Annotated in this window: 24 protein-coding genes; 11 read left to right on the forward strand and 13 right to left on the reverse strand. The window is 61.2% G+C overall.

All coding sequences use genetic code 11. From position 1 onward, the window contains the following. Positions 1 to 95: 95 nt before the first annotated feature. From AB4Z24_RS11800 to rimM, 5 genes are all read left to right on the forward strand, one after another. The gene (locus AB4Z24_RS11800) at positions 96 to 602 is read left to right on the forward strand and encodes a hypothetical protein (RefSeq protein WP_441708361.1); all 507 of its coding nucleotides are present in this window, start codon (positions 96 to 98) and stop codon (positions 600 to 602) included. A 469-nt stretch (positions 603 to 1,071) separates the two neighbouring features. After that, entirely contained in the window at positions 1,072 to 2,664 is a 1,593-nt protein-coding gene (ffh, locus tag AB4Z24_RS11805) for a signal recognition particle protein (RefSeq protein ID WP_441708362.1), read from the forward strand. Positions 2,665 to 2,715: 51 nt separating this feature from the next. Beyond that, positions 2,716 to 3,087 (forward strand): 30S ribosomal protein S16, encoded by a 372-nt coding sequence (rpsP, locus tag AB4Z24_RS11810; RefSeq protein WP_441708363.1) that lies wholly within the window; start codon positions 2,716 to 2,718, stop codon positions 3,085 to 3,087. A 121-nt stretch (positions 3,088 to 3,208) separates the two neighbouring features. Beyond that, positions 3,209 to 3,586 carry a hypothetical protein gene (locus AB4Z24_RS11815; RefSeq protein ID WP_441708364.1) on the forward strand — a complete coding sequence of 126 codons (378 nt, stop codon included), beginning with the start codon at positions 3,209 to 3,211 and terminating at the stop codon, positions 3,584 to 3,586. Positions 3,587 to 3,707: 121 nt separating this feature from the next. Next, positions 3,708 to 4,283: a ribosome maturation factor RimM gene (rimM, locus tag AB4Z24_RS11820; RefSeq protein WP_441708365.1), complete on the forward strand. Its 576-nt coding sequence runs from the start codon at positions 3,708 to 3,710 to the stop codon at positions 4,281 to 4,283. Here rimM and AB4Z24_RS11825 read toward each other — a convergent pair. After that, complete coding sequence (locus tag AB4Z24_RS11825) at positions 4,280 to 5,515, reverse strand: FAD-dependent monooxygenase (RefSeq protein WP_441708366.1); 1,236 nt, start codon at positions 5,513 to 5,515, stop codon at positions 4,280 to 4,282. The two genes, rimM and AB4Z24_RS11825, sit on opposite strands and share 4 nt — an antisense overlap. 116 nt (positions 5,516 to 5,631) lie before the next feature. Here AB4Z24_RS11825 and tesB point away from each other — a divergent pair, with 116 nt between their 5' ends. The 3 genes from tesB (at position 5,632) to AB4Z24_RS11840 (ending at position 8,657) form a co-directional block, all read left to right on the forward strand. Then, on the forward strand, positions 5,632 to 6,528 hold the full coding sequence (gene tesB / locus AB4Z24_RS11830) for an acyl-CoA thioesterase II (RefSeq protein WP_441708367.1): 897 nt from the start codon (positions 5,632 to 5,634) through the stop codon (positions 6,526 to 6,528). 231 nt (positions 6,529 to 6,759) lie between these two features. Continuing rightward, entirely contained in the window at positions 6,760 to 7,098 is a 339-nt protein-coding gene (locus tag AB4Z24_RS11835) for a P-II family nitrogen regulator (RefSeq protein WP_013950212.1), read from the forward strand. A 44-nt stretch (positions 7,099 to 7,142) separates the two neighbouring features. Continuing rightward, positions 7,143 to 8,657, forward strand: a complete 1,515-nt coding sequence (locus AB4Z24_RS11840; protein WP_441708368.1) for an ammonium transporter — start codon at positions 7,143 to 7,145, stop codon at positions 8,655 to 8,657. 120 nt (positions 8,658 to 8,777) lie between these two features. Here the strand turns inward: AB4Z24_RS11840 and AB4Z24_RS11845 are convergent, their stop codons facing one another. Next, a complete protein-coding gene (locus tag AB4Z24_RS11845) occupies positions 8,778 to 9,326 on the reverse strand; it encodes a L,D-transpeptidase family protein (protein WP_441708370.1) in 549 nt (182 codons plus the stop codon). A 110-nt stretch (positions 9,327 to 9,436) separates the two neighbouring features. Between AB4Z24_RS11845 and AB4Z24_RS11850 the strand changes: the two genes are divergently transcribed. Further along, a complete protein-coding gene (locus tag AB4Z24_RS11850) occupies positions 9,437 to 10,123 on the forward strand; it encodes a response regulator transcription factor (protein ID WP_045834737.1) in 687 nt (228 codons plus the stop codon). Between the two features lie 199 nt (positions 10,124 to 10,322). Then, on the forward strand, positions 10,323 to 10,847 hold the full coding sequence (locus AB4Z24_RS11855) for a cyclic nucleotide-binding domain-containing protein (RefSeq protein ID WP_441708371.1): 525 nt from the start codon (positions 10,323 to 10,325) through the stop codon (positions 10,845 to 10,847). 361 nt (positions 10,848 to 11,208) lie between these two features. Here AB4Z24_RS11855 and AB4Z24_RS11860 read toward each other — a convergent pair whose 3' ends face one another. The 4 genes from AB4Z24_RS11860 to AB4Z24_RS11875 form a co-directional block, all read right to left on the reverse strand. After that, a complete protein-coding gene (locus AB4Z24_RS11860) occupies positions 11,209 to 11,952 on the reverse strand; it encodes a LolA family protein (protein WP_441708372.1) in 744 nt (247 codons plus the stop codon). 198 nt (positions 11,953 to 12,150) lie between these two features. Further along, positions 12,151 to 14,928 carry a DNA translocase FtsK 4TM domain-containing protein gene (locus AB4Z24_RS11865; protein ID WP_441708373.1) on the reverse strand — a complete coding sequence of 926 codons (2,778 nt, stop codon included), beginning with the start codon at positions 14,926 to 14,928 and terminating at the stop codon, positions 12,151 to 12,153. Positions 14,929 to 14,945: 17 nt separating this feature from the next. Next, the gene (locus AB4Z24_RS11870; RefSeq protein ID WP_441708374.1) at positions 14,946 to 16,157 is read right to left on the reverse strand and encodes an aminotransferase class I/II-fold pyridoxal phosphate-dependent enzyme; all 1,212 of its coding nucleotides are present in this window, start codon (positions 16,155 to 16,157) and stop codon (positions 14,946 to 14,948) included. Positions 16,158 to 16,227: 70 nt separating this feature from the next. Beyond that, the gene (locus AB4Z24_RS11875; protein WP_441708375.1) at positions 16,228 to 17,022 is read right to left on the reverse strand and encodes a helix-turn-helix transcriptional regulator; all 795 of its coding nucleotides are present in this window, start codon (positions 17,020 to 17,022) and stop codon (positions 16,228 to 16,230) included. Between the two features lie 62 nt (positions 17,023 to 17,084). On the opposite strand from AB4Z24_RS11875, the gene AB4Z24_RS11880 reads away from it, so the two are divergent. Then, positions 17,085 to 18,116: an MBL fold metallo-hydrolase gene (locus tag AB4Z24_RS11880; protein ID WP_441708376.1), complete on the forward strand. Its 1,032-nt coding sequence runs from the start codon at positions 17,085 to 17,087 to the stop codon at positions 18,114 to 18,116. Between the two features lie 13 nt (positions 18,117 to 18,129). Here AB4Z24_RS11880 and AB4Z24_RS11885 read toward each other — a convergent pair whose 3' ends face one another. The 7 genes from AB4Z24_RS11885 to AB4Z24_RS11915 form a co-directional block, all read right to left on the reverse strand. Next, positions 18,130 to 18,513: a VOC family protein gene (locus AB4Z24_RS11885; RefSeq protein ID WP_441708795.1), complete on the reverse strand. Its 384-nt coding sequence runs from the start codon at positions 18,511 to 18,513 to the stop codon at positions 18,130 to 18,132. Positions 18,514 to 18,568: 55 nt separating this feature from the next. Further along, positions 18,569 to 19,348, reverse strand: coding sequence for a succinate dehydrogenase iron-sulfur subunit (locus AB4Z24_RS11890; RefSeq protein ID WP_441708377.1), 780 nt, complete (start codon positions 19,346 to 19,348; stop codon positions 18,569 to 18,571). A 104-nt stretch (positions 19,349 to 19,452) separates the two neighbouring features. Then, complete coding sequence (locus AB4Z24_RS11895; RefSeq protein ID WP_441708378.1) at positions 19,453 to 20,052, reverse strand: hypothetical protein; 600 nt, start codon at positions 20,050 to 20,052, stop codon at positions 19,453 to 19,455. 140 nt (positions 20,053 to 20,192) lie between these two features. Next, the gene (sdhA, locus tag AB4Z24_RS11900; RefSeq protein WP_441708379.1) at positions 20,193 to 22,040 is read right to left on the reverse strand and encodes a succinate dehydrogenase flavoprotein subunit; all 1,848 of its coding nucleotides are present in this window, start codon (positions 22,038 to 22,040) and stop codon (positions 20,193 to 20,195) included. 5 nt (positions 22,041 to 22,045) lie between these two features. Further along, complete coding sequence (gene sdhD / locus AB4Z24_RS11905) at positions 22,046 to 22,429, reverse strand: succinate dehydrogenase, hydrophobic membrane anchor protein (protein WP_441708380.1); 384 nt, start codon at positions 22,427 to 22,429, stop codon at positions 22,046 to 22,048. Continuing rightward, positions 22,429 to 22,839 carry a succinate dehydrogenase, cytochrome b556 subunit gene (gene sdhC, locus AB4Z24_RS11910; RefSeq protein WP_441708381.1) on the reverse strand — a complete coding sequence of 137 codons (411 nt, stop codon included), beginning with the start codon at positions 22,837 to 22,839 and terminating at the stop codon, positions 22,429 to 22,431. Before sdhC ends, sdhD begins: the two co-directional genes overlap by 1 nt. Positions 22,840 to 23,036: 197 nt before the next feature. Beyond that, a complete protein-coding gene (locus AB4Z24_RS11915; protein ID WP_441708382.1) occupies positions 23,037 to 23,564 on the reverse strand; it encodes a superoxide dismutase family protein in 528 nt (175 codons plus the stop codon). Between the last annotated feature and the right edge of the window lie 31 nt (positions 23,565 to 23,595).

Genomic DNA, 23,595 nt, shown 5'->3' on the forward strand with positions numbered 1-23,595 from the left:
TGGTACGCAATTCGCGCCAATCGACTTGATTGCAAAAAGCTACCCCCAACATCGCCGACTGAAGACAACGCGAGCAATTGGGAGAAAAGAAAACGATGCGCATCGCTTCTTGGGCAGTCGCCGGGGTTCTGACGATCCTTGGAACCACTACAGCATTTGCGACGACCCCAGCATTCGAGGACAACAAACTGAATTTCAAAGGCTGCGACGGTGCGCAGGTAAGCGTTCGATGGCTGGGTGACGATTTCCAGCTCTCGGCGGGAGGAAAGGTGCTCGGCAAGGAGCGTGCGTCATTTGAGTTTGTAGGATGGAACGGCAAGTGCTCGACGGCACGCTGGGTCACGGATCAAGCGAAATTCGCCGTCGACGCTGGCGAGTCTGTCAGCTCGTCTTCTATGGTCCGCTTCATGGCCGTCGATGGATCGAGGTGGATAGCCATGCGGGACGGCGACGGCTTTTTCGTCGCGCGCATCGCTGCAAACGATGAAGAAATTTCATCTCCCCGCATAACGGAAATTGCGGCATGGCTCGAGCGGTCGAGCAAAGAGTACGGCCCCAGCCGAACGCTCGCAAAGCACCTCAAGACGGAAGTAATCGACTAGCCGTAGCTTACCGCTGCATCGGATCTAAGCGCCTGCCGCGCGAAGCGGCGGCGCTCTTGCCAAGATGACGCACCGCTCTGCCGCAGCGAATTCCGTACCACCATCCCACTTGCCTTCACGGACAGGCCACTAGAGGCTGATGGGAGGGCCGGACATTGACTTTCAGGGCCCTTTCCCCCATACCCACGCCATTCCGACGGCCCTGACTTGAGCGGCCGCCGCCCTGCACATGGCCTTTTCTCGCGAAATGCGTCCGGGAGGCAGGGGGGTTAACATCCGGCGGCGCGTGGCGCTCCCGGGTGCGTTTGTGCTTTGCGCGGTACGGCTTTGCGCATGGGACGGGCGTTCCCACATGAACCGTCATCCCGGCGAAGGCCGGGATCCATCCAGGCTTCAAGCATGGGCGGATCCCCGCCTCCGCGGGGATGACGACCGAAACAAGTTAGGAAGCACGGGTTCGCAAGGCTAGATGTTTCAATCGCTGACAGAACGCCTCTCGGGCGTCCTCGATAAGCTGACACGACGCGGCGCGCTGACCGAAAGCGACGTCGTCGAGGCGATGCGCGAAGTTCGCCGCGCCCTGCTCGAAGCCGACGTCGCGCTCGACGTCGTCAAGGATTTCACTGAGAAGGTAAAAGCCAAGGCCGTCGGCGCCGAAGTCCTGCGTTCCGTCACGCCCGGCCAGATGGTCGTCAAGATCGTCAACGACGAGCTCGTGGCGATGCTGGGTTCAGATGCGCAGCCGATCGATCTTCACGCGGCACCGCCCGTCGGCATCCTGATGGTCGGCCTCCAAGGCTCGGGCAAAACGACGACGACCGCCAAGATCGCCTACCGCCTGACGAACCGCGATCGCAAAAAAGTGCTGATGGCCTCGCTCGATACGCGGCGGCCGGCGGCGCAGGAACAGCTGCGCGTCCTCGGCGAGCAGACAAGCGTCGCGACGCTTCCGATCATCGCCGGCCAGACGCCGCTGCAAATCGCCCGCCGCGCCGAAGACGCAGCGAAGCTCGGCGGCTTCGACGTCATCATCTACGACACCGCCGGCCGCGTGACCGTCGACGAAGAGTTGATGGATGAGGTTCGCGACGTCAAAGCCGCGATCCATCCGCACGAGGTTCTTCTCGTTGCCGACTCGCTGACCGGCCAGGACGCGGTCAATACGGCCAAAGCCTTCGACGGCCATATCGGCGTAACAGGCATCGTCCTGACGCGAGCCGACGGCGACGGGCGCGGCGGCGCCGCCCTCTCGATGCGCGCCGTCACCGGCAAGCCCATCAAGCTGATCGGCGTCGGCGAGAAGTGGGACGCGCTCGAAGACTTCCACCCGGGCCGCATCGCCTCGCGCATTCTCGGCATGGGCGACGTCGTCTCGCTCGTCGAAAAAGCCGCGCAAACGATCGACGTCGAGAAGGCGACGAAGATCGCCGAGAAGATGAAGAAGGGGTCGTTCGACCTCGAAGATCTTTCCGACCAATTGCAGCAGATGCAGAAGCTCGGCGGCATGGGGGGCGTGCTCGGCATGTTGCCCGGCGTCGCCAAGATCAAAGGTCAGATCAACGAGGCCGGTCTCGACAAGAGCCTCGTGCATCAGCGTGCGATCATCTCGTCGATGACGCCGAAGGAACGCCGCAATCCCAAGCTCCTCGACGCCAAGCGCAAGCGCCGCATCGCCTCCGGCTCCGGCACCAAGGTCGAAGAGATCAACAAGCTTCTGAAGATGCACCGCCAGATGGCGGACATGATGAAAACCATGGGCCGCAACGGCGGCATGTTGAACAAATTCCTCGGACGCACCGGTGGCGGACCTTCCGAAGCAGAATTGCAGTCGATGCAGGCCGAGCTCGCAAAACTCGATCCCAAGGCGCTCGAACAGCTTCCCGAGGAACTCAAGGAACAGGTCACCAAAGGTCTGACCGGCGGAGGCGGCGGAATGCCGAGCCTCCCGCCGGGTTTTGGCCGCGGCGGCCTTCCCGGCCTGGGCGGCGGGCTACCGAAAGGCCTGCCGGGCCTCGGTGGCGGAATGCCGAAATTTCCCGGGCTTCCCGGAAAGAAAAGATGACGCGTCAAACCAACTCAAGAACACATTCGATTTGAACAGGAGAACAGAACGATGTCGGTGAAAATTCGCTTGTCGCGCGGTGGCGCCAAGAAGCGTCCCTACTACTATGTGGTCGTTGCCCACCACTCGAGCCCGCGCGACGGCCGCTATATCGAGCAGATCGGCACCTTCGATCCGATGCTGAAGAAGGACGATCCGAACCGCGTCAAGCTGATCGAGGATCGCGTGAAGCATTGGCTCGGCGTCGGCGCGCAGCCGACCGACCGCGTCCTCCGTCTGCTCGACGGTCAGGGCCTTGCCAAGCGCACGCCGTCCAACAATCCCGAGAAGGCGAAGCCGAAGAAGAAGGCTCAGGAGCGCGCTGCCGCCGCAGCCGAGAAGGCCGCCAAGGCTGCCGAAGCCGCACAGGGCGAAACGGCCTAAGGCGCACGAGATTTCTGCGTTTCAAAAAACCTCCCGAGTTGCACTCGGGAGGTTTTTTGTTGCAGCGCTCACTGGCCCGAATTTTGGAGCACGTCCCTCCGGGTGAGTGGGAGAAGAGACGATGAAGGACCAAATGGCGGTTGATGGCCTATTTGAAGTCGTTAGAGCGCACAACGCAGAACCGGCACATGCATCTAATCGATTCATTTTGATATGCCGCAAAGGCCGGCTCTTCGGCGCCGATCCGCGCGGCCGGGTCTATATGGGTGAGCTGAAGGCACCGCCGAAAAAGGCTCCACGCCGAACATCTCTGCGTGGAACTTACAGAATTCCGCTGCGTCGGAAATCGCCGCGGCCACCGCCGGTCAAACCAAGCTTCGCAGTTCCAATTAGCGGCGAGATTGATCCATTCGCGCTATTTCAGAACACAACAGTTCACGTTGGCGGCAAAGAGATCAACATTGAGATCAGGTATCTCGGTCCATTGCCAAAACAGTGACGGCAGTTGATCGTTTGCGCCGACCGAGACACCGAACGCCTCGCACAAATTGATTTGAATTTCGCCATTGCCATATAGTCTGGGCCATCGCTTCCAACCTGAGACCCGCGGTAGACCTCCATTGCCGAACAGCAAAAACACGCAACGAATTCTCATTGGCGAAATTTCCGGTGCACACGGCATCCGTGGCGACGTCTTGGTTCGCACGTATACCGAAACACCGGATGCCATTGCATCGTACGGACCGCTGACCGACGAATCCGGGAAGCGAAGTTTCTCACTTCGCGTCGTGCGCGTGACGCCCAAAGGCATCGTCGCGCGGATCAACGGAATTGAGGATCGCAATGCCGCCGAGCCATTGCGGGGAATCAAGCTCTATGTCGGCCGTGACCGATTACCGGATCCGAAAGGCGCGGAGTACTATTACGCCGACCTCATCGGGCTTGACGCGGTATCGGACGACAGCAGTGCGCTCGGCAAAATCGTCTCCGTGCAGAATTTCGGCGCTGGCGATTTACTCGAGCTGAAGCCGGCCGACGGCTCGGCGACCGAGTTCATTCCCTTCGAGGATCGATACGTTCCAAACATCGACCTTCAGTCGCGCACCATCGTCATTAGGCGTCCGGACGTGACCGGCAGCGAAGATGACGAGGCGAACGATGTCGAAGAAGACAGCGAAGAGAGCGACCGCCTTTAGACGGGGCATCCGCGCGCGAGCTTCGGTAAATCGCCGGTAACACCGGCAGCCTCGGCGATAATGTAATCCTTGAGCGTCGGAAGCTTGTCCAGAACGCCGAGCGCAGCGCCACGACCGGCCCTAAGCACGATGCTGTCGATCGCAAAGGCCCGATTGATCCCATCGTACAGCGATGCCGACATCGCGGAATCGAAGCGGCGCCAGCGCTGGTAACGCTCGAGATGCGTTCCGCTACCGAAATCGATCCCAAGGCGGCCCGCGTCGGCCAAAACCTCGATCAATGCTGCCGCATCGCGTAGCGCGAGATTGACTCCCTGGCCCGCAACTGGATGCACGCCATGCGCAGCATCGCCGACCAGCGCGAACCTCGGCGCGATGAGCGTTCGCGCCAGACGCGCGTCGAGCGGCCAGGACTGCCGCGGTCCGTCGAGTGTGATCGCGCCAAAACGGCCGCCGATGCGCCGATCGAGTTCGGCGAGAAAGGCTTCGTCGTCGAGTGCGGTCACGCGCGCCGCTTCATCATTGTCGGCGCTCCACGTAATGCACGCGCGATTGTGCGGCAGCGGCAGGATGGCAAACGGACCGCCCGGCAGAAAATGCTGGATCGCAACCCCGCCATGCGGCTCTTCGAATTTCACGCGCGCCACGATGCCGGTTTGCGGATAGGCCCAGCCGATCGTCTTGATGCCGGCGTCGTCCCTGAGCTTCGAATTTCTGCCGTCGGCAGCAATGGTGAGCGCGGCACTGATGGCCCGTCCGTCACGAAGCGTGAGTTCGCTCGCATACTCACCGAGCAGCAACCCATCGACTTCCGCCGGGGCCAACCAGGTAATGGCCGGATCGTTCGCAATCGTCTTGTAGAGAGCCGCCGAAAGCGATGCCGCCGGCACGATGTAGGCCGCGGGCGAGCCATCCTTCGTATGCGCGTCGTATGTCACCTTCGCGGGCCGGAAGGCGTCGTCGATATTGGAATCGGAAATCTCGATCGAAGTAACGGCCTGGGCGTCGGCGCTCATCGACTCCCACGCGCCGAGCCCTTCAAGGATCGTCTTCGTCCCGGCCCAAATGGCGAATGCCCGGCTGTCCGGGGCGGCCTTCGCCGTCTCGGGATCGGTACGGTCAATGATGGCCAGCCGGATATCGGGGCCAAGCGCCTGCGTGAGGCCCCGCGCCACCGCCATGCCTGCGAAACTACCGCCCGCAATCGCCACATCGAACTTCAATTTACGCACCACCGATTGCTGTCTGCTCTACCGCAACTTGCTTTTCGTGCCGCCCATGACAGCCTAAGTATCTACCCGCCGTCTTCCTGGCTCATCTCACTACAACTTCTCTACGAAAGTCCACCATGACAGCTTTGTCTTCGCCGCACCCAGCCCTGGATAAGCTTATCCAGACGCTGACCCTAGAACCGCTTGAAGACAATCTGTTTCGCGGGCCAAAGGCGAGCGAAGGCTGGCAACGCGTTTACGGCGGCCTCGTGCTCGGCCAGGCCTTGGTTGCAGCCGCATCGACTGTCGACGAAAAACGGCCGATCCACTCCTTGCATGGTTACTTCCTGCTCGCCGGCGATCCCGAGCGCGAGATCGTCTACGACGTTGAACGGATCCGGGACGGCGGCAGTTTCACGACCCGGCGGGTTCGGGCCGTCCAGCACGGCCGCGCCATTTTCTCGATGAGCGCCTCGTTTCACAAGCCGGAAACGGGTTTCGAGCACCAGTCGAAGATGCCCGCTGTTCCGCCACCGGAAGCCTTGCCGAGCACCCAGGAGCTTCTGAGCGCCGGCAATGCCGATCTGCCCGAGAGCATGCGTGCTTACCTGAGCCGTGACCGGCCGATCGACGTGCGCATCGTCGACCCGTCCCGCTACGCGAGCCGCGAACCGCGGCCGCCTGAGCAGTCGATCTGGCTGCGATCCAATGGGCCCTTGGCCAGCAACGCCTACATCCATCAGGCCGTTCTCGCCTACGCGTCGGACTTCACGTTGCTCGACACAGCCCTGGTCGCCCACGGCAAGCTCCTGTTCGATACCGATGTGCAGCTTGCGAGCCTCGACCACGCCATGTGGTTCCACCGTCCATTCCGCGCCGACGACTGGCTGCTTTATGTTCAAGACAGCCCCAGCGCCTTCGGGGCCCGCGCCTATTGCCGAGGGTCCATCTTCGACCGCGACGGGCGGTTGGTGGCATCTACGGTCCAGGAAGGACTGATGCGCCCCAGAGAGACCGCATTCCTGCCCAAATAGCGTTCAATCAGCCAAAGATGCACATTTTTTGTGCTCGCTTTGTATGCTGAGCAGGCGGCGTTCCCGCGCGCCCGTCAACTTTCCGTTGTCTAATCAAGATGTTGAGCAAACGCCGTCCAACTGGCACGCGTCTTGACTCCCTGTAGCCGAAGTCTGCGTCCCAGCGTGGGGATGGAAGACTATTTTGGCGAGCACCCGGTTACGGCCGGTTCAAAGAGAAAAGGGGGCCCTATGAAGCTCATTACCGCGGTAATCAAGCCGTTCAAGCTCGAGGAGGTTCGCTCAGCGCTGACCGACCTCGGTCTGCAGGGCATGACCGTCACCGAGGTCAAAGGTTACGGCCGCCAGAAGGGCCACACGGAAATCTACCGCGGCGCCGAGTACGCCGTGAGCTTTCTTCCCAAGATCAAGATCGAAGTCGTCGTGCCCGGCGCACAGGTAGACAAGGCGCTCGCTGCGATCCAGCGCGCCGCGAAAACCGGCCAGATCGGCGACGGCAAGATTTTTGTTTCGCCGATCGAGCACACCGTTCGCATCCGCACCGGGGAATCGGACGACGACGCGCTCTAAGCCGAGGATTTCACTTTTCGAACGTCAATCAGGGAGCACACAACATGGAGTTTCGTACCATGGCGCGGTGCGCAGGGGTCTTGGGGGCCCTTGCTACCATCGCGCTCATTATCGACCCGGCGTTGGCCCAGGAAGCAGCGACTGCTGCTGCCCCTGCGGCTCCTGCCGCGGCCGCACCACCGGTACCGAATAAGGGCGACTCGGCCTTTATGTACATCGCCTCGGTTCTCGTACTTCTCATGACGGTACCCGGCCTCGCACTGTTCTACGGCGGCCTCGTCCGCTCGAAGAACATGCTGTCGATGATGATGCAGGTCTTCGCGACGCTCTGCCTCGTCGCAATCCTTTGGGTGCTCTACGGCTACTCGATGGCCTTCACCAATGGCGGCAGTCTCAATGATTTCGTCGGTGGCTTCTCGAAAGCTTTCTTGAAGGGCGTCGATTCAAACTCGCTCGCCGCAACCTTCTCGAATGGCGTCTACATTCCTGAATACACCTACATCATCTTCCAGATGACGTTCGCGTGCATCACGCCGTGCCTCATCCTGGGTGCCGTTGCCGAGCGCTTGAAGTTCTCGGCGATGCTCGTCTTCATGGCCCTCTGGGTCACGTTCATCTACTTCCCGATTGCGCATATGGTCTGGTACTGGGGCGGTCCCGATGCGTTCGGTAACGCTGCCAAGGCCGTCGCGGCCGCATCGGGCGACGCCAAGGTCCACGCGCAGGCGGCACTCGATGCCGTGCTGAAGGATGCGGGCATCGGCTTCCAGTGGGGCGCACTCGACTTCGCCGGCGGCACCGTCGTGCACATCAACTCCGGTATCGCGGCCTTCGTCGGCTGTCTGATCCTCGGCAGACGCGTCGGCTACGGCAAAGAACCCATGCCCCCGCACTCGCTGGTGATGACGATGATCGGCGCCGCTCTTCTGTGGGTTGGCTGGTTCGGCTTCAACGTCGGTTCGAACCTCGAAGTCAACCAGTTCGCGGGCGTTCCCTTCATCAACACGTTCATCGCAACCTGCGCTGCAGGCCTGTCCTGGACGCTCGTTGAGTGGATCGCCAAGGGCAAGCCATCGGCACTCGGTATGGCGTCGGGCGTCGTCGCCGGTCTGGTGGCGATCACACCGGCTTGCGGCTTCTCCGGCGTCATGGGCTCGATCATTCTCGGTCTCGTCGTCAGCCCGATCTGCTTCTTCTTCTGCTCGGCAGTGAAGAGCGCGCTCGGTTACGACGACAGCTTGGATGTCTTCGGCGTCCACTGCATCGGCGGCATCGTCGGCGCCATCGGCACGGGCCTTCTCGTCAATCCAGACTGGGGTGGAGCCGGCATCGCCGACTACATCACGAAGCCCGGCGAGATGACTGCAGGCACCTACGACATGGCCGCTCAGGTGATCACCCAGGCGAAGATGGTCGGCTTGACGCTCCTCTGGAGCGGCATCGGCTCCGCCATCCTCTTCAAGCTGGTCGATATCGTCATCGGTCTTCGCCCGTCGGAAGAGAAAGAGCGCGAGGGTCTCGATCTCGTCGATCACGGCGAGAGCGCATACCACTACTGAGGCACGCATTTCCCGCGGCCGGAAACGGCCGCGGATCTCTCCTCCCGAGCACGCGTCTCCACCTAGACGTGCTCAAACTTGGGCCCGGCGTTTCAAGCCGTCGGGCCCTTTTTCATGCCTTCAAATTGAAACGACGACTTCGCAGTCGCGCGGCAGCATCGACAAGAGCAACCGGAGATCCTTCGCCCGCAACGCAACGCATCCTTCCGTCGGCTTCAGATCGCCTCGCGCGATATGCATGAAGACAGCGCTGCCGCGATTGCGCACACGTGGTACATCGTTATAACCGAGCACCACGACGACATCGTAGAGTTCGTCGCTGCGCCAGAGATGTTCGGCGCTGGCCGGATAGGGAAGCTTCACCGGACGGTTGTAGTTCCGGTCGAGAGGACTGTCGCACCATCCGTCGTCCGGACGAATGGCATGAAGGGCGAGCGCCGTGCGCGGCCGCCGCGTTCCCGGCCGGTAAAATGCGTAGCGCACTGTAAACCGGCCTCGCGGCGTCGCACCGTCACCCTCGCGTTTTAATGCTTTGATGCCTGAGCGGCCCAGCGCGCACGGCACACTGAAGCCGCCGAATTCCAATCGGCCCTGCCGCGCGCCCCGGGATAATGCCCTGACGATCAGCTTCGCCGCCGGCTTCGATCCTCGGGCCTTCCACGCCGTCATTCAAGGAACTACCCATTCCCCTTGCCTGTTTGCTTCCAGAGCCTATGTTGCCGCCGCGCGCGATGCTAGTGTCCCACGCTAAAAGCAGCCAAGAAACTGGAGCCCCGTCCATGAGCACGGCCCGAAAGGTCCTCCTCGTCGACGACGATGAAGATCTGCGCACGTCGTTGAAAGATCAACTCGTCCTACACGATGAATTCGAGGTTTCGGAAGCAGCGACCGCGAGCAAAGGAATAGAAGCGGCGAAGACAGGCCGTTTCGATCTCGTTGTTTTCGACGTCGGCCTGCCGGATATGGACGGCCGCGAGGCGGTGAAACTGCTTCGCAAATCGGGGTTCAAGACACCGATCGTGATGCTGACCGGCAATACGTCGGACGCCGACCAGATCTTAGGCCTCGATGCCGGCGCCAACGACTACGTACTGAAACCGTTCAAATTCGCCGTTCTCCTCGCGCGCATCCGCGCTCAACTCCGCCAGCATGAGCAAAGCGAAGACGCCGTCTTTGCGATCGGCAGTTACACCTTCAAGCCCGCATCAAAGCTTCTGATCGATCAGACGGGCAGCAAGATCCGCCTAACGGAAAAAGAGACTTCGATTCTGAAGTACCTTTATCGTTCCGGCGATAAGGTCGTCTCTAGAGATGTCCTCTTGCACGAGGTCTGGGGCTACAACGCCGGCGTCACTACCCACACACTCGAAACGCACATCTATCGGTTGCGCCAGAAGATCGAGAAAGATCCTTCGAACGCCGAGCTGCTGATTACCGAGAGTGGTGGGTACAAGCTCGCGCCTTAGCTCTGCTCCACTGCAGTTCATGCCGTTTTGCGAGCGACATTTCCGTTGCAGAATGGATGCGTCCACAGCCGCCTGCGCTGTCTGGCGCCGCGGTTGTTTCAGGCTGCTCGGACTTATGTATTAAACTGCGTTCGCATGCGGCAACACTTCGCCGCCGGTGCGTCCCACTTTGTCCTGTCGGCATGGAGTTTCTCACGCGATGGCTATCGACGCCCTCGTCAAACCGCTTTTGGCCTTACCGCTCTTTCAAGGCCTCACTCCGCTGCAATTGACCGAAATCGTTCGGCGCGCGGAGCGCATCATTTATAGACCCGGCGATGTCATCATCGCGGAAGATGAGACAAGCGACGCCGCGATCGTCATCGTTTCGGGGAACAGCATTCGCATCAACGACAACGGCGACGCTCCGCAAAAATCGGGCGGCGAAGTGCTCCCCGAAGGCGTCATGATCGCTGAATTGGCGATGTTCATCGAAATTGTTCACACGACGACGGTAATCGCCCAAGGCCAGGTCAAGGCGCTTCGGCTCGCGCGCCAGAAAATGCACGAGATGATGGAAGCCGATGCCGACCTGGCGCAGCACTTCTCCTCATGCATCGTCACGCGGCTGAAACTCTTGGCCAAGGACGTGAAAGCTGTTGATACGCTGATGGGCGCGGCCACGATTGCCCCACCATCACCTCCAACGCGCGCTAATGTTCCCGTCGAGGCGCATCCGGCCTGATTGCCGGGTGGCATGCCACGACAAGACCACACTCGGAAATGCGAGTTTTGAAAAACCGGGTTTAAAACGGGGCTGGAAAAGAGTGCGCCCAGTCCCGGGGGGAGGAACTGGGCGCTATGCGCTTGTCGCGCTCGGCACCGGGAGGGAAGCCGGTACCAGAGGTAGCGTCTTCGGCTAGACGGGGGGCACTACCGAATACAGGGTGACGCCACCTGCATGGTTGGACTTAAGCGCAAGCAGAAAGAATTCAATAGTGCCTGCGCGGGCACATCACGAAATTGTGATCAGTTAACCAGATTTATCCACAGGTTGGGTATTGCATCGGGTTCAGAATGCAACAGCCTGATTTCCCTCGACAAACCTACTGCGGCATCGCCTTTTTGGGGCCAAGCGGTTGAATTTTAAATAAATTTCCATCGAGATCGTCGCTTTTGACAAGCTGCGATAATTCGATTCGCGTGTCTTGGCCCTGGGCGTCCGTAGTCACCCATTCCTTCAATTCCAACGCCGGCTTCGTCGCGAGGAAGAGCTTTATCTTGCCCGGAGAATTCGGGTCTTTGTCTTCAATCGTGAGGACGATGAGATCGTCGGCCTGTTGCACCTCGATGATGCGCGCATCGCGAATGAGATCGACGTCCTTGCGCAGCAAGAGCCGGAATGGCGTCTGATCGAGAGAAACGCGATCCTCGTTATTGAGATCGAGATCCTGAATGGCGAGGTTCTCGCCATCGGATACGATCACTTGTTTCGAGGGCAACGCATAATCGAAGCGAAAACGACCTGGCCGCTTGACGAAGAACTTGCCCTTCATCCGCTTGTTGCCGGCATCGGTCTGTACGAACGATCCCTTCAGGCTGTCCAGCGATTCGAAATACGCGCTGACCTTATGAACTAGCTCGGTTTGATGCGCATCGAGCGTGACGCCATCGGGGCTGTTCGCTGGTGAAACCTGTCCCGTCCAACCCTTAACGGCCGTCTTGTCCGCGTTGGCTGATGGGTTGACAATCGTATTCGTTGGACCGTCCGGATCCTGTGCCGTGGCAGCCCCAAAAGATGCGAGGGCAAAACCCATCGCCATGGCGCCTACGCGCAAAATTTTGCTCATGCTTCGTCCCATCGTGGCCCCCCAAAGCCCCGAAAGCCCCGTCAGCGGGGCTCTGAAAGCAGATTACGGTTTCGGCAAAGATTGCGTCCAGAACTTGGCGGCAACGCTATTGCATTCGTTGCGTACGGCCAATGACATGTCACAGGCAAGCCGCAGGAGAATTGACGCAGCGATTATCCTCAACTGCCTGTTGAGTTTTTAGGCCGCAGCGTCGGTACCACCACCGCGCGGAACGAGAATTTCGCGCTTTCCGACCGAATTAGCAGCTGAAATGAGCCCCTCTCGCTCCATGCGCTCGATCAAATCTGCGGCGCGATTATAGCCGATCGAAAGCCGCCGCTGGACGTAGCTTGTCGAAGCCTTGCCGTCCCTGAGAACGATTGCGACGGCGCGGTCGTAGAGATCGTCGTCGCTCGCTTCTCTGACCCCGCCCTGAACCTCGGATTGCGGCGGAGTGTCCGTGATGCCTTCGACGTACTTCGGTGAGCCTTCCTGCCGGAGCGCGTCGGCGAACGCCACGACTTCTTCGTCTGAGACGAACGCGCCGTGCACGCGCACGAATTGTCCGGCTCCCGTCGAGTAGAGCATGTCGCCCTGACCGAGAAGTTGCTCGGCGCCCTGCTCATTTAGAATGGTGCGGCTATCGATCTTCGACGTCACCTTGAACGAGATGCGCGTCGGGAAGTTGGCCTTGATCGTCCCCGTGATGATATCGACCGACGGCCGCTGCGTCGCCATGATGAGATGGATGCCCGCGGCGCGCGCCATCTGTGCCAGACGCTGCACCGAAGCCTCGACCTCACGCCCCGCGACGATCATCAAGTCCGCGAACTCGTCGACGATGATCACGATGCGCGGCAGCGGCTCGAGATCCATCTTCTGCGTTTCGAACCGCGCCTGCCCGGACTTATCGAAGCCCGTTTGAACCGTGCGCGACAGCAACTCGCCGCGCTTCTTCGCGTTGCGCACGCGGTTATTGAAGACATCGATGTTGCGCACCGAAAGTCCGGCCATGCGCTTGTAGCGCTCTTCCATCTCGCGCACCGCCCAATTGAGCGCGGCGACCGCCTTGTGCGGATCGGTGATGACGGGCGTCAAAAGATGCGGAATCCCGTTGTAGACCGAAAGCTCGAGCATCTTCGGATCAATCATCAGCACGCGGCAATCGTCGGGCGAGTGACGATAGAGAAGCGACAGCACCATTGAGTTGATGCCGACGGATTTGCCCGACCCGGTCGTGCCGGCAACGAGCAGATGCGGCATGCGCGCGAGATCGGCGACGACCGGATCGCCGCTGATCGATTTGCCGAGACCGAGCGGCAGACCAGCGCTCTCAGCCTTGAACGCATCGGCTTCGAGAATCTCGCGAAGCAGCACGGTTTCGCGGCGCGCGTTCGGCAATTCGAGCCCGATGGCATTGCGGCCGGGCACGACGGCGGCGCGAACGCTCGCCACGCTCATCGAGCGCGCAATATCTTCAGCAAGCCCAATGACGCGCGAGGATTTCGTACCGCGTGACGGCTCGAGCTCGTACAGCGTCACGACCGGACCCGGACGGATATCCTTGATCTCGCCTTTGATGCCGAAATCCCCGAGCACGTCTTCGAGCAGTCGCGCATTGCCGCGCATGACGGTCTGCGACAGTTCCGGACGCGGCTTTTGAGCCCCCGGACGCTTCAACATGTTGAGAGACGGACGCTTCCATTGCGGCTGAATGCGTGCGCGCGCGATGCCCGCGAGAATGCCGTTGCTCGCTCCAGCCTTGCCTGGTGGCGTGACGCTTTGCGCGGCTGCAGGAGGCGGCGCGACCGGCGCTGACGGGATCAGCGGTGGCATGACAGCCTTCGGCCTCTCGGAATCCCGCCGCTCGAACTCGCGCCGGTCCGCATCACGCCCAAGCGCCGACGCGGGCGCGAAACGCGCAGCGATCTGACGGCTGGAATTATCGATGGCGTCGTCGAACTCGAAGTCGTGGGCGAGAAGATCGTCGGCCGAATGCCCGCGAGAAAGATGTTCGGCCTCTATCTCGGCGGACGGAAGATCGAGTTCACCCTGCGCCGCGCCATGGCGTTGGCCGTGCCCATCATCATGAGGAGCGACGTCGAGCGGCAGATTGGAATTCTCTGCTGCATCCGGCCCCACGTCCCGGCGTGAGCGCGCGGTGCGCTCCGGATTGAGATCGAGCGTTGGCGTCGTCTCGCCTGAGAACGCGTCGAGAGAGGAATACGCTGCGCCCGGTTCGGCGGTGGCCGCCGTAGGAGATTTCTTGAGCCAGCCACGCCGCACGCGGTCGGCGCCGGCGGCAATAGACGGACCGAGAGCAGCTGCCTCTTCCCAGCGGCGCTTACTCGTTGCGAACCGCAAACCGGAGCTCAGCGAACGCAGAACCGACTTGAAAACGGCCTCGGCTTCAAACCCGATCGCTTTCCCGGATGTCTGAACGGCCGCCGCTATGAGTACGCAGCCCGCCGCAAGCGGAGCCCGCTCTTCGTTCAGCGACGCAAAGATTTTGAGAATGAGATGATAGACGCCATCGCCAAGCAGCCCGCCGTACCCATGACGCAGCGGCCAGCCGCTGAGCATCGGCAGCGCGGAGATCGCCCCCGCGAGCGCCAGAATGGAAAGCGGATAAAATCCGAGCCGCACGCGGCCGTCCGTGATGCGCTCGGACTTCAGCATCTCGATTCCCCAGACGACGGGCGCGATGAGCGCGAGAACTGCGCCGAAGCCCAGCATCTGGAATAGAAGATCGGAAATGATCGCGCCGACGGGGCCTGCGAAATTGCGCGCGGCAGCCGTCGTCGTATGGGTCAGGCTCGGATCGAGCACCGACCACGACACAAGACTGATCCAGATGAGAGCCGTCGAGCCGAGCAAAATTGCTCCGCCAAAGCGGCCTACCCAGCCTAACAGCCGGTCCTCCAGAGACTGCGGAAGCAGACGCTGAGGATCCAATCCACGCGTATCAAGCGACATGACGACGAACGTACTCTTTAACGCAGCACGGAAATCGTGCGTTCGAGCGCTTCCCGGATCGTCTTGGAGTCTTGGACCATGGCGACGCGAACATAATCCGCGCCGGGGTTGGTGCCGTCCCTTCCCGTCTGAGCCAGAAAGCTGCCGGGAATGACTTTGACGCCTGCACGTTGCCATAAGGTTACCGCGGCCTGAGCGCCGCCGCCGAATTGGCTCAAATCAAGCCAGAGGCAAAAGCCGCCCGCAGGCCGCTTGTAACCGTAACGGTCACCTAACACATTGTCGGCAATAAGAAATTTCTCGCGATACGCGTTTCGAGAAGCCTCAACATGAGCCTCGTCGCGCCAAATGGCGGCCGACGCATGTTGTACCGGCAGCGGCACGGTCGGAGCGCACATATTCCGGACCTCGCCGTAGGCCTCGAGGAAAGTCTCATCACCAGCACAAAAGCCGGACCGAAGCCCGGGCAGGTTCGAGCGCTTCGACAACGAATTGAAAACGACGAGATTGCGAAACCGCTCGGGCGTCTGGATCGCGACCTCGAGACCGCCCGTCGGCGCCGCCTCCGTGTAGATCTCCGAATAGCACTCGTCGAGAAACAGCATGAAGTCGTGCGCGCGGGCGAGTTCGAGCGCCTTCAGGATGTATCGGCGATCCGCGACGGCACCTTGCGGATTGGCCGGCGAATTGATGAAGAGCGCCGCGGTGCGTGCCAGCAGAGACTTATCGCGCGCGATCTCGTCGAGATCGGGAAGGAAGCCCGTCGCCTTGGTCGCATTGAGATACACAGGCTCGGCCCCGACCGCCAGAGCGCCTGCGACGTAAGCCGAATAATACGGATTGCACATCAGGATCGTGGGACGCCCCTTGATCTCTTTGCGTCCGACGGCCGGAAGGCACGCGAAGAACAAACCTTCCCGCGAGCCGCTGAGCATCAACACTTCCCGCTCGGGATCGACGGCCGAAGGCAAGGCGTAACGCCGGGATAGCCACTCCGAGATGGCAAGCCGCGCATTCTCGCTCCCGCGGATCGGCGGATATTTCCCGTAAAGCACCGTCGCCTCGTCGAGCTTCGCCGCGATGAAATTCGGCATCGCCTCGCGCGGCTCGCCGATCGTCAGCTCGATCGGCTTCCCATGGCCGGACGGAATACCGGCGAGAAGCTTCCGAAGCTGCGTGAATGGCGACGAGATCGCGCCTGAGGTGAGAGAAGAAAGCGGGTGGGTCATCTGCGAACGGTCGATACTGCGTCTCAGCCGCTATCGCACGCAACGGGCCCCGAGGGAAGCACCCGAACCCTCAAGACCTGACGCTGGCGAGGCTTCTCGACGCGGGCGCGCCGAAAATCCTGCGGAATTCGTGCGCAAAGTGGGGCTGATCGTAGAAGCCTGCGGCATGAGCGGCCCTAGTGAAGTTGTTGCCTTTCACAACCTCCGCCACAGCCGCCCGCATCCTGGCCCACGCCGCATACCGGCGATACGACACGCCAGTCTCCTGCTTAAAGAGGTGCTGAAAGCGCGACGTCGAGAGCCCGGCAGCGCGCGCGGCGCTGTCAACACTTGGCGTCCGCACCAGATCGCTTTCTGCAGCCCCGCTTTCGGCAATCGTCTGGATGGCACACGCCACGCGCCGGTCGATCGTTTGCCGAACCTTGGCTTTCGAAAAGCCAATGAGATCGGCCATGGCGTCATCCGCCCAGCGAAGACAGGCAGCATCCTCATAGAGCGCGCGAAGAAGTGCGAGATCGGATTGCTCGCCGATCAGCGCACCGTGTTCTTCACGCGTTTCCCGGAGCAATGCGACGAGACCTTCGGCTGGCGTCTCGGTCGGCTCGACGTAAACGACCGCCAGCGGCCGCCCTTCGGCATCGAATTCATACGCGTCTCCCGCGCGAATGATCGCGGCACGGCAGGAGAACCATGCGCTGCCCCGAAGCTTCAAACGAAAGTCATCGTAGAGCCCGGCAAGCAGCACGGGCGCGCTGTGGCTGTGAAGCGCGTTGCGCTGCAGGCAACCGGCGAAAAGCATCCGCCCATCGCCGACATGCCACAAGGGCTTCAGGCTTTCAGTCCGCCCCGCAGCAGGTTCGTACAAGTGCGCGTCCCCTCTCACGGTCTAGCCTCACCCGAGCTTTAACACCTCCGTAGGGCCTTGAAATGTCGAAGACGACTGCAAACGAAATCTCGGGCAACCTGCCCGCCGCCAAGAACTTCGACCGCCGCAGCCTTCTTGCTGCAAGCCTCGGTCTCGCTGCGATGCCCGCATTGACATTGGCGACAACGCCGCGGGCTGAAGCCGCCGGCGCACTCCTCGGCGGCTGGCAGCCGAAATTCTACCGCTTCAAGCTCGGCGACTTCGAAATCACGACGATCTCGGATTCGGAAACCTTCATCGACGGCCCTTTCCCGCTCATCGGCGCGAACGCCGATGAAACGAGCGTCCGCAAGCTCATGCGCGACAATCTCCTGCCTGAACAAAAATATCAGCCGGGCTTTTCGCCAACCCTGATCAACACGGGGAAGGAAATCGTCCTGATCGATACCGGAAACGGCTCGAATGGCTTTGTTCCGCGTCCGAACGGCGGTTGGCTTGCAGCTCAGCTCGGTCCGGCGGGCTTCAAACCGGAAGATATCGACGTTGTCCTGTTGAGCCACGGGCATCCCGATCACATCGGTGGCGTCATCGAGAACGGCAAGCCGCTTTTCCCGAACGCGCGCTACGTGATCGGAGCGATCGAGCACGACTTCTGGGTCCCGGAAGGCAAATTCTCGGGCGACCTGGAAAAGTTCGCCAGTGTCTACAGGGCCAACTCAAAACCGATCGTCGGCAAGTACACATTCATCAAGCCCGGCGACGATGTCGTGAGTGGCATTCGCGCCATTGAGGCCCACGGCCACACGCCGGGACACCTCGCCTACATGATCGAAAGCGGCGGCAAATCCATTCTGTTCTGGGGAGATTGCGCCCATCATCAGGTCGCGTCGCTGGCGCATCCCGAGTGGCACTGCGTCTTCGATTTCGATAAGGAGCAGAGCGCCGCAACGCGCAGGCGCATATTCGATATGGCGGCCACGGATCGTTTGCCGGTCATCGGCTATCACATGCCGTTCCCGTCGCTTGGGTATGTGGAGACGATCGCCCCCGGCAGCTACCGCTGGCTGGCACACAGCTACCAGCTCAACCTGTGACGCACGCGGACGATCACTCCGGCAGATGCGTCACCGCTTCGATGTTGTGTCCGTCAGGATCGATAACGAAGCCGCCATAGTAATTGGCGTGATAATGCGGCCGAAGACCCGGCGGCCCGTTGTCCTTGCCGCCTGCAGCGATCGCCGCATCATAGAAGGCTTGGACTTCTTGCCGGTTTTGCGCGGAAAAAGCGACGTGCAGGCGGCCCTTCAACGCAGTGCCGGTGCCGATCCAGAACTGCGGACGCTGCCGACCGAATCCGGCGTAGCCGTCCTCGTCCTCTTCCGAGAACTTCACTTCCTTGAGGAGAACAATGCCGAGCGGCGCCAGCGCTTTGGTGTAAAAATTCAGCGACCGCTTATAGTCGGTAATCGGGAAGCCGATGTGATCGAGAATATCCAGCACGCGGTGCTCCTATCGACTGGCTGATTTGATCGACGGCGCGAATGGCTTAGACGCGGCGTTCGACCATCAGCTTCTTCAATTCCGCAATCGCCTTCGCAGGCGACAGCCCCTTCGGGCAGGCCTTCGCGCAATTCATGATCGTATGGCAGCGGTAGAGGCGGAACGGATCTTCCAGATTATCGAGCCGTTCACCCGTCGCTTCGTCGCGGCTGTCGATGACCCAGCGATAGGCCTGCAACAGGATCGCGGGACCGAGATACCGGTCGGAGTTCCACCAATAGCTCGGGCACGACGCCGAGCAGCAGGCGCAAAGAATACACTCGTAAAGACCGTCGAGCTTCTCGCGATCACCGCGGGACTGCCGCCACTCTTTCGGCGGCGTTGGCGTATCCGTCTTGAGCCACGGCTCGATCGAGGCATGCTGCGCGTAGAAATTCGTGAGATCGGGCACGAGGTCCTTCACCACCTGCATATGCGGCAGAGGGTAGATCTTAACGGCGCCCTTGACGTCCTCGATGCTCTTCAGGCAGGCGAGCGTGTTTGTACCGTCGATGTTCATCGAGCACGAGCCGCAGATGCCCTCGCGGCACGACCGGCGGAACGTCAACGTCGGGTCGATCTCGTTCTTGATCTTGATCAGCGCGTCGAGCACCATCGGCCCGCACTGCTTCTGATCGATATGATAGGTGTCGATGCGCGGGTTCCGGGCGTCGTCCGGGTTCCAGCGATAGATGCGGAACTCCTTCCAGTCGCCGTCGTGGTCCGGCCTGTTCCAGGTCTTGCCCTCGGAAATCTTCGAGTTTTTTGGAAGCGTGAGCTGAACCATGAGACTTCGGGGTCCCGTCTGCGGAGAAATGAACTGTCAGATGACAGAAGCTTGAACAAGCCTCCAGTGTCAACATGCGGGACCGCCGCGTGCGGTTCTTTCGCTCAACCGGGTTTCTGGTGCTTTTTGAGCTCCCGGACGAGCGCGATCAGCTGATCGGCGATCTCGGCCCCCGTATCGACGGCAACCCTGAGCGGCACCCGCGACTGAATGATTTCGTTGAGCCGCTCCTGCTGCTCGCCGAAGCCGAAAAAGATCTCCTCGGGCGCGTCGATGTCGCCGTCCTCGATGGCCGTCATCACGTCGAACGCATTCGTGGCGGCCAGAACGAGCATCGAGGCGATGTCGTTCATCAGTTGCAGATAGAGCCGTTGGGCGTCGGCCCGGATGCGCTGGCCGTGCACCCCGAATTTGAGCGGGGCCGTAGCCTGGCCGCCCTCCCCCGCAAACACGCGGGGATGCCGCTGGAAGCGGCGGAAAATCTCGGCGAGCCCGATACAGCACGTTTCGAGATCGCGGAGCGCAGCGCCCGTTTTGCGTTTGGTCCGCGTCCGCGCCGCGACCTTCCCCTCCCCCGACCAGTTGATGGAGGCAATCGACGCGATGGCTCCAAGCGCCGCCAACGCCGGTAGCACCGCCGCGAAAGGATCGGGCGACATCCGCGTGTCGGTTTCGTCGAGATCTTCTCTAGAACTTTTGCTCAAATCTGGTGCGCCCCTTGATCAGCGCCGCACCATAAGCGAGTTCCTGTGACGGCGCTATTTCTACTCGCCCGGAGCGCTTCCGGAAAAGTGGGCACCGGTTTTCCGATAAGAAGCGCGACCAGACAAAAAGCCAGAACCGCTCAATAAACGCGCGCCTTGGGCTCGATGTATTTGACCTCGTTGGTCATCGTCCGCGTGTGCACCGGCCTGTCGTCGATCGTGACGGTCTTCGCCGCATAATCGGCCCACGTGAGCGTGTGCTTCATCCAGTTGACATCATCGCGCTTCGGAAAATCTTCGCGGGCGTGCGCGCCGCGGCTTTCCTTGCGATTTTCAGCCCCGACGACCGTCACAGCAGCCTGCGCGATCAGATTGTCGAATTCGAGCGTCTCGACGAGATCCGAATTCCAGACGAGCGAACGATCCGTGACGGCAATGTCCTCGGCGTCGCGCCACACCGCATGAATTTTTTCGACGCCTTCCTTCAGCACCGGCCCATCGCGGAACACAGCGCAGTTCGCCTGCATGATCTTCTGCATGCGCAGCCTGAGCGCCGCTGTCGGCGTCGAGCCCTTGGCGTAGCGGAAGCGGTCGAGACGCGCGAGCGACGGCTCGTTCGCGTCCTTCGGCAGATCCGGCTGCGCAACACCCGATTCGATCGTCTCCGCGCAGCGAAGCCCGGCGGCGCGGCCGAAAACGACGAGATCGATGAGCGAATTCGAACCGAGGCGATTGGCACCGTGCACCGAAACGCATGCCGCTTCGCCGATAGCCATCAAGCCCGGCACCACGTGATCGGGATCGCCGTTCTTTTTGGTCAGAACCTCGCCGTGATAATTCGTCGGTATGCCGCCCATGTTGTAGTGGACGGTGGGCAGCACAGGGATTGCCTGCCGCCGCAAATCGACACCGGCGAAAACCTTCGCGTTCTCCGTGATGCCCGGCAGACGCTCGGCCAGGATCTTCGGATCGAGATGGTCGAGATGCAGATAGATGTGGTCGGCTTCCGGGCCGACGCCGCGGCCCTCTCGGATCTCGATCGTCATCGAGCGCGAGACGACATCGCGCGACGCCAGATCCTTCGCGTGCGGCGCATAACGCTCCATGAAGCGTTCGCCCTTTGAATTCGTGAGATAGCCGCCTTCGCCGCGTGCGCCCTCGGTGATCAGCACGCCCGCGCCGTAAATCCCGGTCGGGTGGAACTGCACGAACTCCATGTCCTGAAGCGGCAACCCGGCCCGCAGCACCATCGCGTTACCGTCGCCCGTGCACGTGTGCGCCGACGTGCACGAGAAATACGTGCGCCCATATCCGCCCGTCGCAAGGATGGTCTTCTTCGCGCGGAAACGATGCAGCGTGCCGTCGTCGAGATTGAGCGCGATAATGCCCCGGCAGGCGCCGTCGCGATCCATGATCAGATCGAGCGCGAAATACTCAATGAAGAACTCCGCCGACTGACGCAGCGACTGCCCATAAAGTGTATGTAGCATCGCATGACCGGTGCGGTCGGCGGCCGCGCACGTGCGCTGCGCGGGCGGGCCCTCGCCGTAATCCGTTGTCATGCCGCCGAATGGGCGCTGATAGATTTTGCCGTCCTCGGTGCGCGAGAACGGAACGCCGTAGTGCTCGAGCTCGTAAACCGCGGCCGGAGCGTTGCGGCAGAGATATTCGATCGCGTCCTGATCTCCGAGCCAATCGGACCCCTTGACCGTATCGTACATGTGCCAGCGCCAGTCATCGCGGCCCATGTTGCCGAGCGCGGCGGCAACGCCACCCTGCGCCGCGACGGTGTGCGAACGCGTCGGAAAAACCTTCGTCACGCACGCTGTCTTGAGGCCGGCCTCCGCGCAACCGAGTGTCGCGCGAAGTCCAGCGCCACCGGCACCGACGACGACGACATCATAGACATGATCCTGGACGGGGTAAGCCTTACCGGTCTGGGAAGGCGCGGCAATCGCACCATTGGCTTTGCCATTCGCTGCCGGCATCGGGCTCAGGCTCCAAAACTCAGTTTCAAAACGGCGAACACGCTCGAGAGCGCAATGAAGATCGCGAAGAACGTGTTCAGCATCAGCGCGGCAAGCTTCGGCCCCTCCGCGTGCACGTAGTCTTCGATGATCGTTTGCATGCCGAGCCGCATATGGATCGTGGCCGACAGGATCAGCGCCAGCAACGCCAGCGCGATCAGCGGGTGCGCGAGCTTCTGACGGACGGTCCCGTAATCGGCGCCGATCAACGACGCGATGAGCCAGACCAGGAAGAGTCCGAGAAACACGTTCGCGACCGCCGTCACGCGCTGCTTCCAGAAGTGATCCGTGCCTTCTTTCGCCGATCCGAGATAGCGAACTTTCTTGAGCGGGGTCCGCATCGTTTTCATCAGGCGCCCCCAAGAGCGACGAACGCCCAGATAACCGCAGTTAACGTGAAGGATGCGGCGAGCGTTCCCCAAGAAAGAATGTCGATCGTCCTGAGGTCGTAGCCGTGGCCGGTGTCCCAGATGAAATGGCGGAGCCCCCCCACCATGTGATGCATCAGGACCCAGGTATATCCGAGAAGCACGACTTTCCCGGCCCAGGTGGCGAACCAGCTCGAGACGTAGTTGTAATAGTCAGGCCCCGTGGCAGCCGCGATCAGCCACCAGGCGACCAGCAGCGAACCGAAGTACAGCGCCGCCCCAGTGATGCGATGCATGATCGACATCACCATGTTGACGAGCGGAGAATAGATTTGAAGGTGTGGCGAGAGCGGCCGCTCGGGTCGCACGCCGCGGCCTGATGTGGCTTCCATCGGACGTCCTTCTGGTGCGTTTGAAGCAAACGTGTAGCGGCTCGAAGCGAGCGCAGCAATTCGCCAAATGCCACAGAGACTAGGGCGAGGCCAGCGAATTGACGGTCGACCGTCTAAGCTGCGCACCGCTTTCGACGGCAGACTCCACGGAAAGACCGTGGCAGCGAACGCGAACGGTGCCGCGACCTGATAACCGCCTACTTCGACTTGAGAACGCCGCATGCAACTCTCGAACCGGCATCCCCCTCCGGGTCGGTCTGGTAATCGTCGGCCTTTTCGAACAATACGAGCGATGATCCGTCCGCATCGAAAAGCGTGTCTTCGGTGTCTTTGTTGAGGTGCAGATAGGGGCTCAGAACCTCGGCCAGAGCCGTGCCGTCGGCACCTGCGACGACGTTCGGCAAATCCCCGGCCATCGGACCTTCCTCATTGAGGAATCCATGCTTGGCACCGAGCGGATTGTAGATTGCGCCCGCCGACGAGAAGTCGCCTTCGCATTTGCCGGTCTCATGCAGGTGCAAGCCGTGCGCGCCCGGCGTCAGTCCTTTGAGATCGAACTTCAAAAGCACGCCGGCGGCGATTTCGGTCAGCGTGATCGTACCGGCGCTGGTGCCGTTGGCGAGCTTGATTTCGGCAATCGCCGTCTCCCCCATAGCTTCCGCCTTGTGAGAGGCTGCAAATAGAAGGATCGCTACCGCTGCGGCTGCCGTCTTTTGGATTTTCATGCGAGTGCTCCCTTACGCACCGCCGGACGGC

This window comes from Hyphomicrobium sp. 2TAF46 (assembly GCF_052114865.1).
In the GTDB taxonomy this organism is placed as follows: domain Bacteria; phylum Pseudomonadota; class Alphaproteobacteria; order Rhizobiales; family Hyphomicrobiaceae; genus Hyphomicrobium_B.

Coding starts and splice junctions, on each gene's coding strand:
- AB4Z24_RS11800 (WP_441708361.1), top strand. CDS start 96: ATGCGCATCGCTTCTTGGGCAGTCGCCGGGGTTCTGACGATCCTTGGA.
- ffh (WP_441708362.1), top strand. CDS start 1,072: ATGTTTCAATCGCTGACAGAACGCCTCTCGGGCGTCCTCGATAAGCTG.
- rpsP (WP_441708363.1), top strand. CDS start 2,716: ATGTCGGTGAAAATTCGCTTGTCGCGCGGTGGCGCCAAGAAGCGTCCC.
- AB4Z24_RS11815 (WP_441708364.1), top strand. CDS start 3,209: ATGAAGGACCAAATGGCGGTTGATGGCCTATTTGAAGTCGTTAGAGCG.
- tesB (WP_441708367.1), top strand. CDS start 5,632: ATGACAGCTTTGTCTTCGCCGCACCCAGCCCTGGATAAGCTTATCCAG.
- AB4Z24_RS11835 (WP_013950212.1), top strand. CDS start 6,760: ATGAAGCTCATTACCGCGGTAATCAAGCCGTTCAAGCTCGAGGAGGTT.
- AB4Z24_RS11840 (WP_441708368.1), top strand. CDS start 7,143: ATGGAGTTTCGTACCATGGCGCGGTGCGCAGGGGTCTTGGGGGCCCTT.
- AB4Z24_RS11845 (WP_441708370.1), bottom strand. CDS start 9,326: ATGACGGCGTGGAAGGCCCGAGGATCGAAGCCGGCGGCGAAGCTGATC.
- AB4Z24_RS11850 (WP_045834737.1), top strand. CDS start 9,437: ATGAGCACGGCCCGAAAGGTCCTCCTCGTCGACGACGATGAAGATCTG.
- AB4Z24_RS11855 (WP_441708371.1), top strand. CDS start 10,323: ATGGCTATCGACGCCCTCGTCAAACCGCTTTTGGCCTTACCGCTCTTT.
- AB4Z24_RS11860 (WP_441708372.1), bottom strand. CDS start 11,952: ATGAGCAAAATTTTGCGCGTAGGCGCCATGGCGATGGGTTTTGCCCTC.
- AB4Z24_RS11865 (WP_441708373.1), bottom strand. CDS start 14,928: ATGTCGCTTGATACGCGTGGATTGGATCCTCAGCGTCTGCTTCCGCAG.
- AB4Z24_RS11870 (WP_441708374.1), bottom strand. CDS start 16,157: ATGACCCACCCGCTTTCTTCTCTCACCTCAGGCGCGATCTCGTCGCCA.
- AB4Z24_RS11880 (WP_441708376.1), top strand. CDS start 17,085: ATGTCGAAGACGACTGCAAACGAAATCTCGGGCAACCTGCCCGCCGCC.
- AB4Z24_RS11890 (WP_441708377.1), bottom strand. CDS start 19,348: ATGGTTCAGCTCACGCTTCCAAAAAACTCGAAGATTTCCGAGGGCAAG.
- sdhA (WP_441708379.1), bottom strand. CDS start 22,040: ATGCCGGCAGCGAATGGCAAAGCCAATGGTGCGATTGCCGCGCCTTCC.
- sdhD (WP_441708380.1), bottom strand. CDS start 22,429: ATGAAAACGATGCGGACCCCGCTCAAGAAAGTTCGCTATCTCGGATCG.
- sdhC (WP_441708381.1), bottom strand. CDS start 22,839: ATGGAAGCCACATCAGGCCGCGGCGTGCGACCCGAGCGGCCGCTCTCG.
- AB4Z24_RS11915 (WP_441708382.1), bottom strand. CDS start 23,564: ATGAAAATCCAAAAGACGGCAGCCGCAGCGGTAGCGATCCTTCTATTT.